The organism is Hymenobacter cyanobacteriorum, from assembly GCF_022631375.1.
Classification (GTDB): domain Bacteria; phylum Bacteroidota; class Bacteroidia; order Cytophagales; family Hymenobacteraceae; genus Hymenobacter; species Hymenobacter cyanobacteriorum.
Genome location: NZ_JALBGC010000003.1, coordinates 379,456 through 392,083, shown reverse-complemented (window position 1 = coordinate 392,083; position 12,628 = coordinate 379,456). Strand labels below are relative to the sequence as shown.

Genomic DNA, 12,628 nt, shown 5'->3' with positions numbered 1-12,628 from the left:
GATTTCACCGCAGAGGGCGCAGAAGCTTTCGCAGAAGAACCGCAGAAGGTAATGCATGAAAACGACATTTCTTATCTGATTCGCAAGGCTGCTTATGATGTGCACGTGGCTTTAGGGCCGGGGTTGCTGGAATCTGCCTACGAGGCGGCGCTGACCCATGAGTTGCGACTGGCTGGCCTGTTGGTTCAAAACCAAGTCGCATTGCCAATGGTGTACAAAAACATCCAGCTTGACGTAGGTTACCGGCTAGATTTGCTGGTAGAAAACCGGGTAATTGTAGAACTAAAAACCGTTGATTCGCTGCTCGATGTTCATCATATGCAGTTGCTCACTTATCTCAAACTGTCCGGGCACAAGTTGGGCTTACTGATTAACTTCAATGTAGCCCGCATCAAAGACGGCATGTTTCGCAAAGTCAACGGCCTGACGGAATAGAACTTTCTGCGACTCTTCTGCGAAAGCTTCTGCGCCCTCTGCGGTGAAATCAACTATCAACACTACATGACCGACCTCACCAACCAAGTTGTCATCATCTCCGGCGCTAGTCGCGGCATCGGCAAAGCCATTGCGCTGCTGCTGGCGCTGCAGGGCGCGACCGTAGTGGCCGTATCGCGCAGCGAGCAGGAGCTGAGCGACCTCACCCACAAAACTCGCGGCCTGAGCATCGTGGCCGACATTGCCGACGAAGAAGATGCCCGGCACGTAGTAGCCGAAACCCTGCGCCACTACGGCCGGCTCGACATCCTCATCTGCAACGCCGGCGTGGGCTCGTTTGCCGAGCTGGAACAGTTTACCGGCGAGGAGTGGGACCGCATTTTCGACACCAACGTGAAGGGCACTTTCCTGCTCTGCAAAGCCGCCGTGCCGCATTTCAAGGCCCAGAAGCGCGGCCACATCGTGGGCATCACTTCCGACGTGGCCAAGCGCACCTTTTCGCACGGCACCGCCTACGGCGCCAGCAAATTTGCCCAGGATGCCGTGCTGGCCAGCCTGCGCAAGGAGGTGCGCCCGCACGGCATCAAGGTGAGCACCATTTATCCCGGGTTGGTCGATACCTACTTCAACGACACCACGCCGGGCAGTCCCGAGGCTGAGAAAACCCACCTGCGCCCCGCCGACGTGGCCCAGGCCGTGCGCTACGTGCTCGAAGCCCCCGCCCACGTGGTGGTGGACGAGCTGATGCTGCACCCGCTCACGCAGGAATGGTAGCCGATTCGTTGTCAGTTGTTTGTTGTCAGTTGTCAGTAACCGAGCAAATAGCAACACTTGATAACCATCTAACAACTGACAACAAACAACTGACAACTAACTATCTTGCCGCATCATGAAAAAACTGTTGCTGGCCGGCGGCCTCCTCTCTTTGGCGGCCTTCTCGTTGCCCAACCCGCCCGTGGATAAAAAACACCCCCAAGCCACCGACCCCAACACTACCGCCGAGGTTCCGAAGGACAATAAGCTCGTCATCTACCAGCTGATGACGCGTCTGTTCGGCAACAAAGTGGCCCTGAACAAGCCCTACGGTACCATTGCCGAAAACGGCTGCGGCAAGTTCAACGACATCAACGACAAAGCGCTGGACGAAATCAAAGCCCTGGGCGTGAGCCACGTGTGGTACACCGGCGTGATTGAGCACGCTACCATGACGGATTACACCAGCCAGGGTATTCCGGCCGATGATGCCGACGTGGTGAAGGGCCGCGCCGGCTCGCCCTACGCCATCAAGGACTACTACGACGTGGCCCCCGACCTGGCCGTGACGGTGAAAAACCGCATGGCCGAGTACGAAGCCCTCATCAAGCGCACCCACGACCACGGCCTGAAAGTGCTGATGGACTTCATTCCGAACCACGTGGCCCGCTCGTACAAGTCGGACGCCAAGCCGGCCGGCGTAGTGGATTTGGGCGCGACCGACGACAAAACCAAAGCCTTCGCGCCCAACAACAACTTCTACTACCTGCCCGGCAAGGCCTTCGTGGTGCCCGCCAGCTACAACCCGCTCGGCCCGCTGAAAGGTCCGCGCGAAGACGGCAAGTACGCCGAAAACCCCGCCAAAGCCACCGGCAACGACGTTTTCTCGGAAGCGCCGAGTGTGAACGACTGGTTCGAAACCGTGAAGCTGAACTACGGCGTGGACTACCAGAACGGGCGCGCCACTCACTTCGAACCCGTGCCCGACACCTGGAAGAAGATGCGCGACATCCTCGTGTTCTGGGCCGGCAAAAACGTCGATGGCTTCCGCTGCGACATGGTGGAAATGGTGCCCGTCGAGTTTTGGGCCTGGGTGATTCCGGAGCTGAAAAAGGTGAAGCCCGACCTGGTGTTCATCGGCGAAGCCTACAATCCGAAGGAGTATAAAACCTACCTGGACAAGGGCCACTTCGATTTCCTGTATGACAAAGTGGGCCTCTACGACGACCTGCGCAAGCTGATGCGCCAGGAAGGCACCACCGAGGACATTACCAAAGTGTGGAAGGAGGAGAGCAACGGCTTCGCGTCGCACATGCTGCGTTTTCTGGAAAACCACGACGAGCAGCGCATTGCCAGCAAGGACTTTGCCACCGACCCCAAACGCGCCATTCCGGCCATGACCGTGACTGCCACCCTGGCCAGCGGCCCGGTGATGCTGTATTTCGGGCAGGAAGTGGGCGAGCCCGGCCACGGCACCGAAGGCTTCAGCAGCGAAGACGGCCGCACCAGCATTTTCGACTACTGGGGCGTGCCCGAGCACCAGAAATGGCTGAACCAGGGCAAGTTCGACGGCGGCAAGCTGGTGTACGAGCAGAAGCAGTTGCGCGAGTTCTACAGCCGCCTGCTGAATGCCACGAGCAAGAGCGAGGCCATCCGCAAGGGCCGTTTCTACGAGTTGCAGGACGCCAACAACCTAGGCAAGGAGTACAACCAGAAGCACCTCTACACCTACCTGCGCTACACCGACAAGCAGCAGGTGCTGGTAGTGGTGAACTTCAGCTCGGAGAAAACCTACAAGCCTACCATCACCATTCCCGCCGATGTGATGACGAAAATGGGCCTGAGCAACAAGAAATTCTACACCTACACCAACTTGCTCACCGACGACGAGCCGCGCAACACGCTTAACCTCACGCTGGCCCCGCTCTCGGCCTACGTTTTTGAGATAAAATCCAAGTAGCCGGACTGTACTGCCCGGCTGAGCTATTAAATTTGAAAACGGTGCCGCAATCGATTTGGCGGCACTAGCCCTTCACTACTTTCTTCCCCTTCCCCGATGGCTGCTCCCACCGTAGCGTCCTCCGCCGACACCCGCGAAAAGCCGCGCCTGAGCTTTTGGCAAATCTGGAACATGAGCTTCGGCTTCCTGGGCATTCAGTTCGGCTTCGCGCTGCAAAACAGCAACATGAGCCGGATTTTTGAAACCATGGGGGCCAAAACAGACGAAATTGCCTTCCTGTGGCTGGCCGCGCCCATCACCGGCCTGCTGGTGCAGCCGGTCATCGGTTACCTGTCCGACCGCACCTGGAGCCCGCGCTGGGGCCGCCGCCGTCCGTTCTTCTTTGTGGGCGCGTTACTGGCCTCGCTGGCGCTGGTGGTGATGCCCAACGTGACGGCCCTCTGGATGGCCGCCGGCATGCTCTGGATTCTCGATTCAAGCATCAATATTTCGATGGAGCCCTTCCGGGCGCTGGTCGGTGATTTGCTGCCCTCGCAGCAGCGCACCACCGGCTTCGGAGCCCAAACGTTCTTCATCGGCGTGGGGGCCATCGTGGGCTCGTCGCTGCCCTGGATGTTCGCCAACTGGTTCGGCGTGTCGAACACGCCCGAGCCGGGCCATATTTCGCTTTCGCTCAAGTACGCGTTCTACGTAGGCGGCCTGGTGTTCTTCCTGGCCGTGCTCTGGACCATCATTCGCACCAAGGAGTACCCACCCGAAAACCTGGCCGAATTTGAGGCCGAGAAGGCCCGCACCGCCGGCTTTGCTAATGGCCTGAAGGAGTCGTTCGAGGGCATTTTCCACATGCCCAAAACCATGCGCCAGCTGGCGGTGGTGCAGTTTTTCTCGTGGTTCGCGCTGTTCTCAATGTGGATTTACACCACACAGGCCGTTACCAGCCACGTGTTCCATACCACCGACACTGGCTCGGCGCTCTACAACAAGGGCGGCGACTGGGTGGGCGTGTGCTTCTCGGTGTACAACGGCCTGTCGGCGGTGGTGGCGCTGCTGCTGCCCATCGTGGCGCGCGCTACCAGCCGCCGCTTCACCCACATGCTGGCCCTGGTGATGGGCGGCGTGGGCCTGATTTCAATTTACTTCATTCAGGATTACCACTACATTCTGCTCTCGATGGTGGGCGTGGGCATTGCCTGGGCCAGCATTCTGAGCGTGCCCTACGCCATGCTGGCGGGCGCGCTGCCATCTAATAAAATGGGCTATTATATGGGCGTGTTCAACTTCTTTATCGTGATTCCGCAGGGTGCGGCCGGCCTCATTCTGGGCCCGCTCACCAAGCACGTTTTCCACGACCAGCCCATTTACACGCTCGTACTCGGCGGCGTTTCGATGATAATCTCGGGCCTGCTCACCCTGCGCGTGCACGATGCCGACGACATTCGCCTGCCCGCCGACGCGGAGCCCGCCGAAACGCTTGGCTACGATGCGCTGGCCCCGGCCAACCCACAGGTGTAGCGACCAATTTAAAAAGCAGAAGTCCCGTTTCTACTGTAGAAACGGGACTTCTGCTTTTACAGAACTTCACTAAAATCAACTCTTGATAATCAACTCGGCTACCTCGCGGCCGGTGGCCAGCGCGCCGTTCAGCGAGGGGTAGGAGGCCCAGTCGCCGCAGCGGTAGAGGTTGTCGGCCAGCTTCAGCGGCTGCCGGGGCGGCTGGCCGGCGGGGTACACCGGCAGCGCCGCCGCGATGCGGTAGCTGCGCAAGTGCTCCCAGTCGCGGGCGGCCGGGCCGAACCAGGCGGCCAACTCCTGGCGCAGGCGCGGCACCAGCTCCGCCTCGTCGAGGCTGCGCTCGCCGTGGGTGCTCACCGAAATGAGCGAGCGGCCGGCTGGCGCATAGGTGCCGCTCACATCGGCCGGGAAGGCGACGTTGTGGGCCAGCGCACCGGGCGTGGCGTTTAGGCGCAGCAGCTTGTCGTTGCGGCCGGGCGAGTGGCCGCCAGGCGTAGCGAAATAAGTGCAGGTAGTGATGCGGGCCGCCGTGGGGAAGCTGCCGGCCTCGGTGGCGGGCGCATCGTCGGGGTTACCGCTGCGGCCGGCCAGCAGGCGCAGGGTAGCCAGGCCGTCGGTAGCCAGCACGATGGCCGACGCCTGGAGTACTTGGCCGGTGGTGAGGCGCACCTGGCTGCCATCGACAATACCGGCCACGGGCGTGTTCAGGCGTATGGTGCCGACGGGCAGGCGGGCGGCCAACTGCTCGGGCAACGCCTGGATGCCGAGGGCCGGAATGGAGGCGTCGCCCGTCACGAATTGCTGAAAGATGAATTCGAAGAAGTTGCTGGCCGTGGTCAGCTCGCGGTCAAGAAACACGCCGCCGAAAAAGGGCCGGAAAAACGTGTCAATTATCAGTTCGGTGAAGCCGTAGCGCCGTAGGAAACTTACGGTGTCTTCGGTATTCGGGCGGGCCAGCAGCTGCTCGGGCGTGAACTGCAGCACGTGGCGCACCAGGCTCGCGATGCGCAGCTTATCGGGCAGCGAGCCGATGGGCGACGTCAGCGCGGAGAAGGCGGCCAGCGGGTTTTTCAGCGGGTTTTCGAGAGTGGTTTGGGTGCCGTCGGCCAGCCGGATAACGGCCCCGGAGCGGAAGGCCTTCAGGTTTAGCGCGCCGTAGTCGAAGATGCGCCGGGCCTCGGGATAGTTGGTTTGCAGTACCTGGAAGCCGCGGTCGAGCCGGAAGCCGTCGGGCGTGAGGTCGGTGCGCACGCGGCCGCCCACGGCGTCGGCGGCTTCGAGCACGAGCACGGGCCGGCCGGCGCGGTGCAGCCAGGTGGCACAGGCCAGCCCGGCCATGCCCGCGCCGATGATGATAATGGGGTGCGAATCAGGATTCATGAAACAGGAAATGCCACGGATAAAACGTCCATCAACCGGATAGGTTAACGCCCAACTCCCGCTTATACGCCTGAATCGGTGCGTAGCTCGGGTTGTGGTGCAATAAAAAGGCCGGGCACCGCTATCAATCGTCTTTGTGAAACTGTTCGGTTATTTCCTTGACGATGATGCCGAATTTTCGGATAACACTGCGGATGATGAGCGTTTTGCCATCGGGCATGAGGTACATGTGCTGGGTCATGTTCACGTGGTGGACCAAGCCTTTGTTGGCTACTTTCATCCGAAAGCGCCAGGTGAAATAGTTGCCGTACAATTCGCCGTGAGCGGTGCCCACCACGTCGCTCCCGGTCGCATCGACGTGGTGCGCGTCGATGATTTTCAGTTTGAAGGTGCGGTGGGTGGGCTGGCTGTCTTCGGAATGGAGGTCCTGCTCCATGCTCAGGATGCCGTTGGCGAATACCCCGGTCGTTTGGGTGGTAATGCGTTCGGAAGGCTGGCCGCTGCGGGATTCTATCACGCCGGCGGAATGCGTGTGGCCGCCGAAAAACTTGATGGGGTCGATAACCGGGGTGGTGCTGCTGAAACTTTCAGGCTTCAGCGAGGAGCAGCCGGCTAGCGCAAAAAGGCTCACAAGGACGGCGAGGACACTATTTTTCATGAGGGCGATGAGAACGGTAAAGGGGCGCGGGCCGAGGCGGGCGGCGCGACATCCCTACATTGGAGCCCCCATACGGAAACAGGCAAAACGCAGCTAAAACAGCTTGGGCATCTTGTGCTCCTTCCATTTCTTGCGCGTCTTCATCGTCCAGAATTCGGCCACGCCGGGGCGCTGCAGGCGCACCTGCCACGCGCCCATGGGCTGGCCCAGGCGGTAGCCGGTGGCCTGGTCCTGCGGGAATCTCTGCTTGATGAGAGCGTAGTCGGCCGGCGACATGTCCTTGCCAATTTCGCCGTGGCAGCGTAGGCACAGCTGGTTATTCAGCACAATGGGCCGCTGGTAAAAAAACACTTCCTGCGACGGCCGCCCGATGGTTCGCAAAGTGTCCGGAGTCATTTCCGCCGCCGCCAGCGCCGCTTGGCTGGCCGCATTGCGCGGGCGCGCGCTCACGCGCCGGGCCGTAGCCTTCAGCACCCCGGCCAGCGAATCGACGGCGCGGTAGGTTTCGGGCCGGCAGAAAGGCAGGGCGCGGGCCACGCCGCCGGCCGCCAGCTCGCGGGCCAGCGTGCGGCGCAGCAGCGAATCGGCAGTGGCCGTGAGCGAGTCGCCGGCCCAGCGGGTGGCGCGCAGCAGGTCCTTGGGCATGATGCGCTTCACCTCCCAATTCTCAGCCTCGATGCCGATGCGCTTGCTGTCTTTCAGGTGCTCCACTTGGTCGGGGCGGCAGGCGGCGAAGGCCAGAGTCAGCAGGGGCAGGGCAAGTCGGTGCAGCAGGGTTTTCACGAATAATGCTTTTTTAAACGATATAGCAAAACGTCATGCAGAGCACAGCATCTTGCCCGCCACCAGTAAACCGATTGTCAAATAAAAAAGATTAGTGGCTGCGGGCAAGATGCTTCGCTGTGCTCTGCATGACGTTCTTTCTTGGTTCTATTGCTACATCAAATACGCCTTCAGTTCCTCGTAATCAACCGCCAGCGGCACGCTTCGTTTGGCGCGGCCCTGCAAGGCCTGCACCACGGCCGGCAGCTCGATGGCCCGGCCGAGGATGGGTTCCACCACGTCGGGAAATTTTACGGGGTGGGCCGTGGCCAGCAGGAAACCGGCCGCGCCCGCGTGCTGCGCCTGGTAGCGGCGCAGGGCCGCGTAGGCGACGGCACCGTGCGGGTCGAGTAGGTAGCCGTGTTGCTCCCACACCTGCCGGATGGCGGCCACCGTGTCGGCGTCGCTCACCGTATCGGCGCTGAGGGCGGTGCGCAGGCGGCCCAGGTCGTGGCCGAACAGTTCCAGAATGCGCACGAAGTTGCTGGGGTTGCCCACGTCCATGGCGTTGGAGAAGGTGGGCACGGCCGGGCGCGGCGTGTAGGTGCCCGTGCGCAGGTACTGCGGCACCGGCTCGTTGGCGTTGCAGGCCGCGATGAAGTGGCCCAGCCCCAGCCCCGATGCCTGCGCCAGCAGCCCCGCGCAGATGTTGCCGAAATTGCCGCTCGGCACCGCCACCACCGGCGCGGGCGCCTCAGCCGGCCACTGCTGCATGGCGAAGCAGTAGTAGAGCTGCTGCGGCAACCAGCGCGCCACGTTGATGGAGTTGGCCGAGGTCAGAAACCGCCGCTGGGCCAACTCGGAGTCCAGAAACGCCTGTTTCACCAGCGACTGGCAGTCGTCGAAGGTGCCGGCCACTTCCAGGGCCGTGATGTTCTGGCCCAGGGTGGTGAGCTGCTGCTCCTGCACCGGGCTCACCTTGCCGGAAGGGTAGAGAATGACGACCTCCACGCCCGGCACGCCCAGAAAGCCGCTGGCCACGGCCCCGCCGGTATCGCCCGAAGTCGCTACCAGCACCGTCACGGGCGGTGTGTCGCCGGCCTTGGCGAAGTGGCCCAGGCAGCGGCTCATGAACCGCGCCCCTACATCCTTGAACGCCAGCGTGGGCCCGTGGAAAAGCTCCAGCGAAAAAACGCCCTCGTGCACCGGCACCAGCGGAAACTCAAAACCCACCGCCTCGGCGCAGATGCGCTGCAGGTCGGCCTCCGGAATGGTAGCGCCCACGTAGGGCCGCATCACGTTCAGGGCCACAGTAGCTTTGCTCAGGCCGTGCAGCTCGCGCAGAAAGCCGGGCTGGAATTTGGGGATGGTTTCGGGGAAGTACAGGCCGCCGTCGGGCGCCTGCCCGGTGATGGTGGCCTGGCGGAAATCAACCGGCGGTGACTGGTGGCGGAGGCTGTAGTATTTCATATTCAGTTGTTGCTAGTGCCAATAATCGGCTGTCATCCTGAGCGCAGCGAAGGACCTTATCACGTCAGAAAAATTAATCCTGACGTGATAAGGTCCTTCGCTGCGCTCAGGATGACAGCCAATTTTATTTATTCTTCTGCCACCACCCGCGCGCCCTCGGTGCCCACCGGCCCCACGTACACGTTGAATTCAATGCCCAACTCCGCGAATACGCTGCCCAGCGCCGCGCCCACGGCCTGCGCCGTTTCTTCGGTTTTATTCAGCATGAAGATGGAAGGTCCCGAGCCCGAGATGCCGCCGCCAATGGCCCCGGCCGCCAGTGCCCGCCGGCGCGCATCGGCCAAGCCGGGAATAAGCGGCAGCCGCGCCGGCTCCACAATGTAGTCGGCCAGCGAGCGGCCGATGAGGTCATAATCGGCGGTGAGAAAGCCGGCGGTGAGGCCGGCCACGTTGGCCCACTGGCGCACGGCCAGGCCCAGCGGCACAGTGGCGGGCAGCACCTTGCGAGAGTCGCTGGTTTTCACCTCAATCTGCGGATGCACCACGGCCACCCATAGGGCAGGAGCGGGGAGGGCCAGAATATCCAGCGTTGGCTCAAGGGCCCGCACCACCGTGAAGCCGCCGAATATGGCCGGCGCAATGTTGTCGGCGTGACGCGCGCCCGAGGCCACGGCTTCGCCTTCCATCGCAAAATCCACCAACTCCATTTTGCTGAAGCGGTTGCCCAGTAGCGCGTTGGCCGCCACTACCGCGCCCACGGCGCTGGCCGCGCTGCTGCCTACGCCGCTGCCGGGCTTGATGCCCTTGGTGATTTCGAGGTCGAAGCCCAACTCTTCCGGCACGGCTTGCAGCAGCGCCAGCAGGGCCACGCCGGCTACGTTGCGGGCCGGGTCGGTGGGCAGGTTGTAGGGGTCGAGGTGGCGGATGCTGATGCCCGGCGCGGCGCGGCGGGTGAGGCGGATGGTGTCGTAGGGCGCGGCCAGAGCCAGGCCAAATACATCGAAGCCGCAGCCCAGGTTGGAGAGCGTGGCAGGCGAGTGAACGAGAACGGAATCAGGCATATGGACGAGTTAAAAGTTAAAAGTGAAGAGTTAGAAGGCATTTCGTACAGCCTGCAACCCCGCCCTTTTTAACTCTTCACTTTTAACTTTTAACTAAAATTTTACAGCCGTGCGGCGCGGATGATATCGGCAAACACGCCGGAGGCGGTGACTTCGGCTCCGGCCCCGGCGCCCTTCACCACCAGCGGTTGGTCGAGGTAGCGGTCGGTGTAGAAAAGCACCACGTTGTCCTTGCCGCGCAGGTCGTAAAGGTCGTGGCCGGGCGCTACCTGCTGCAGGCCTACGGTGGCGTGGCCGTCGGCGTAGCGGGCCACGAATTTCAGGCGCTTGCCAGCTTTGGTGGCTGCGTCGTAGAGGGCGCGGAACTGGCTTTCGTGCGCCGCCATCTGGGTGTAAAAGGCTTCCACGTCGCCTTCCAGGCAGGCTGGCGGCAGGAAGCCGTTGACCTTGATGTCGCTCATTTCCATCACCTGGCCGGCCTCGCGGGCCAGGATGAGGATTTTCCGGGCCACGTCGGAGCCGCTCAGGTCGAGGCGTGGGTCGGGCTCGGTGTAGCCTTCGGCCTGGGCCTGGCGCACCACCTCGGCGAAGGGCCGGGAGCCGTCGTAGTTGTTGAACACGAAATTGAGCGTGCCCGAGAGCACGGCCTCCATGCGCCGCACCACGTCGCCGCTGCGCGTAAGGTCGTTGAGCGTGCCGATGACGGGCAGAGCCGCGCCCACGTTGGTTTCAAACAAATAGCTGGCGTTGAACTCTTTCGACAGGCTTTTGAGCCGTGCGTAGTGCGCGTAGTCCGACGACGCGGCCACCTTGTTGCAGGCCACCACAGCCACGCTTTTCTCCAGCAGCCCGGCGTAGATATCGGCCGCGGCGGGGTTAGCCGTCACATCCACAAAAATGGAGTTGCGCAGGTTGCGCGCGATGATGAGCTGGGCAAATTCGGCCAGCGAAAGGGCCGGGGCCTGGGCCAGCTCATCGGGCCAGGCCGTGAGGTCGAGGCCGTTTTCGTTCACCAGGCAGTGGCGGCTGTTGGCAATGGCCACCACGCGCACCTGCAGGCCCAGCTTATCCAGCAAATGCTGCTGCTGCCGCGCCAGCTGCTCCAGCAGCTTGCTGCCCACGTTGCCGGGCCCGAGAATGAACAGGTTGACCTGCTTCACGGTGGCCTCGAAAAAGGCCTCGTGCAGCACGTTAATGGCCTTCTGCACGTCGGCAGCGCGGATAACCGTCGAAATATTCTTCTCCGACGCGCCCTGCGCGATGGCCCGGATGTTCACCCCGTTCTGCCCCAGCGCGCCAAACAGCTTGCCGCTGATGCCGGGGTGGTCCTTCATGTTTTCGCCCACCAGCGCCACAATGGCCAGCCCGCGCTCGGGCCGCAGCGGCTCGATGCGCCCGGCCGCGATTTCAGTGGCAAACTCTTCGTCGACCACCGCCTGGGCCGGGGTGGTGTCCTGCTCGTTCACGCCCACGCAAATCGAGTGTTCCGACGAGCTTTGGGTGATGAGCACCACGTTGATGCGCTCGCGGGCCAGCGCCGCAAACAGCCGCTGCGAGAAGCCCGGTACGCCCACCATGCCGCTGCCCTCCAGGTTCAGCAGGGCCAGGTTGCCGATGCTGGAAATGCCCTGCACCACGGCAGCCGTGCGCGGCGGCTCCACTTCCACCAGCGTGCCGTAGTCGTAGGGTGCGAAAGTGTTTTTAATCCAGAGCGGAATCCCCCGCTTCATCACTGGCTGAATGGTAGGCGGATACAGCACCTTCGCGCCGAAGTGCGACAACTCCATGGCCTCCTGGTAGCTGATGCGCGGAATGGGCCGGGCGCTGCGCACCAGGCGCGGGTCGGCGGTCATCATGCCGCTCACGTCAGTCCAGATTTCGAGCACCTCGGCATCCAGCGCCGCAGCCAGCAGCGCGGCCGTGTAGTCGGAGCCGCCGCGGCCCAGCGTGGTGGTGCACCCCTGCGCATCGGCGCCGATAAAGCCAGGCACCACCCAGATGTGGTGGGCGGCGCTGTCGCGCAATTCGGCCACCTGCCGGGTCGTGGTGGCCATATCCACCTCAGCGGTGCCGAAGCGGGAGTTGGTGCGAATGAGTTGCCGCGCATCGACCCAGCCAGCGGCCAGGCCTTGGGCCTTGGCGGCCGCCGTTATCAGGCGCGACGACAGCAGCTCGCCATAGCTCATCAATCGGTCGAGGGTGCGGTGGGAGAGCTCGCCGAGGGCGAAAACGCCGTCGCACAGCGTCTGGATTTCGCCGAACTGCGCCGCAATAGCGGCCAGCTTTTCGTGTTGGGCGGCATCGGCCAGCAGCTCGCGGGCGGCGGCGGCGTGGCGCTCGGCCAGCAGGGCCAGGGTGTCGCGGTAGCCGGCGTTGCCGGCGGCGGCGGCCCGGCCGGCGCCAATCAGCAAATCGGTCGTGCCGCCCAGGGCCGACACCACCATGATGACCGGGCCGTGGGCGGAGGCCATGGCCACGATGGCCAGCGACTTGCGGATATTTTCGGCGGAGGCCACCGACGTGCCTCCGAATTTCAACACTTGCATCGCAGAGTTCTGGTTAGATGAGGAACGGTGCCGCCTGGGTGGGAATTGCGAAACCAGAATATAGAAAATCGGAAAATGGCCGCTTGAGAGC

At 62.6% G+C, this 12,628-nt stretch carries 10 protein-coding genes; 4 read left to right on the top strand and 6 right to left on the bottom strand.

What is annotated here, in order from left to right; genetic code table 11:
• Positions 1 to 51 precede the first annotated feature (51 nt).
• The 4 genes from MON38_RS11475 (at position 52) to MON38_RS11460 (ending at position 4,660) form a co-directional block, all read left to right on the top strand.
• Positions 52 to 435, top strand: a complete 384-nt coding sequence (locus MON38_RS11475) for a GxxExxY protein (protein ID WP_241936309.1) — start codon at positions 52 to 54, stop codon at positions 433 to 435.
• 66 nt (positions 436 to 501) lie between these two features.
• Complete coding sequence (locus MON38_RS11470) at positions 502 to 1,209, top strand: SDR family oxidoreductase (RefSeq protein WP_241936308.1); 708 nt, start codon at positions 502 to 504, stop codon at positions 1,207 to 1,209.
• A gap of 115 nt (positions 1,210 to 1,324) precedes the next feature.
• Complete coding sequence (locus MON38_RS11465; protein WP_241936307.1) at positions 1,325 to 3,148, top strand: alpha-amylase family glycosyl hydrolase; 1,824 nt, start codon at positions 1,325 to 1,327, stop codon at positions 3,146 to 3,148.
• Positions 3,149 to 3,244: 96 nt separating this feature from the next.
• Positions 3,245 to 4,660 carry an MFS transporter gene (locus tag MON38_RS11460; protein ID WP_241936306.1) on the top strand — a complete coding sequence of 472 codons (1,416 nt, stop codon included), beginning with the start codon at positions 3,245 to 3,247 and terminating at the stop codon, positions 4,658 to 4,660.
• A gap of 75 nt (positions 4,661 to 4,735) precedes the next feature.
• Here MON38_RS11460 and MON38_RS11455 read toward each other — a convergent pair whose 3' ends face one another.
• The 6 genes from MON38_RS11455 to thrA form a co-directional block, all read right to left on the bottom strand.
• Positions 4,736 to 6,040: a protoporphyrinogen/coproporphyrinogen oxidase gene (locus MON38_RS11455; protein WP_241936305.1), complete on the bottom strand. Its 1,305-nt coding sequence runs from the start codon at positions 6,038 to 6,040 to the stop codon at positions 4,736 to 4,738.
• Between the two features lie 124 nt (positions 6,041 to 6,164).
• Positions 6,165 to 6,698, bottom strand: coding sequence for a DUF3833 family protein (locus tag MON38_RS11450; protein ID WP_241936304.1), 534 nt, complete (start codon positions 6,696 to 6,698; stop codon positions 6,165 to 6,167).
• Positions 6,699 to 6,791: 93 nt separating this feature from the next.
• A complete protein-coding gene (locus tag MON38_RS11445; RefSeq protein WP_241936303.1) occupies positions 6,792 to 7,481 on the bottom strand; it encodes a c-type heme family protein in 690 nt (229 codons plus the stop codon).
• 153 nt (positions 7,482 to 7,634) lie between these two features.
• The gene (gene thrC, locus MON38_RS11440; RefSeq protein WP_241936302.1) at positions 7,635 to 8,930 is read right to left on the bottom strand and encodes a threonine synthase; all 1,296 of its coding nucleotides are present in this window, start codon (positions 8,928 to 8,930) and stop codon (positions 7,635 to 7,637) included.
• A 128-nt stretch (positions 8,931 to 9,058) separates the two neighbouring features.
• Positions 9,059 to 9,991, bottom strand: coding sequence for a homoserine kinase (locus tag MON38_RS11435; RefSeq protein ID WP_241936301.1), 933 nt, complete (start codon positions 9,989 to 9,991; stop codon positions 9,059 to 9,061).
• 101 nt (positions 9,992 to 10,092) lie between these two features.
• Positions 10,093 to 12,537, bottom strand: a complete 2,445-nt coding sequence (gene thrA, locus MON38_RS11430) for a bifunctional aspartate kinase/homoserine dehydrogenase I (RefSeq protein ID WP_241936300.1) — start codon at positions 12,535 to 12,537, stop codon at positions 10,093 to 10,095.
• Positions 12,538 to 12,628: the final 91 nt, after the last annotated feature.

Excerpts from the sequence above, each read along its gene's own strand:
- MON38_RS11475 (WP_241936309.1), top strand. The coding sequence starts at position 52 with ATGCATGAAAACGACATTTCTTATCTGATTCGCAAGGCTGCTTATGAT.
- MON38_RS11470 (WP_241936308.1), top strand. The coding sequence starts at position 502 with ATGACCGACCTCACCAACCAAGTTGTCATCATCTCCGGCGCTAGTCGC.
- MON38_RS11465 (WP_241936307.1), top strand. The coding sequence starts at position 1,325 with ATGAAAAAACTGTTGCTGGCCGGCGGCCTCCTCTCTTTGGCGGCCTTC.
- MON38_RS11460 (WP_241936306.1), top strand. The coding sequence starts at position 3,245 with ATGGCTGCTCCCACCGTAGCGTCCTCCGCCGACACCCGCGAAAAGCCG.
- MON38_RS11455 (WP_241936305.1), bottom strand. The coding sequence starts at position 6,040 with ATGAATCCTGATTCGCACCCCATTATCATCATCGGCGCGGGCATGGCC.
- MON38_RS11450 (WP_241936304.1), bottom strand. The coding sequence starts at position 6,698 with ATGAAAAATAGTGTCCTCGCCGTCCTTGTGAGCCTTTTTGCGCTAGCC.
- thrC (WP_241936302.1), bottom strand. The coding sequence starts at position 8,930 with ATGAAATACTACAGCCTCCGCCACCAGTCACCGCCGGTTGATTTCCGC.
- MON38_RS11435 (WP_241936301.1), bottom strand. The coding sequence starts at position 9,991 with ATGCCTGATTCCGTTCTCGTTCACTCGCCTGCCACGCTCTCCAACCTG.
- thrA (WP_241936300.1), bottom strand. The coding sequence starts at position 12,537 with ATGCAAGTGTTGAAATTCGGAGGCACGTCGGTGGCCTCCGCCGAAAAT.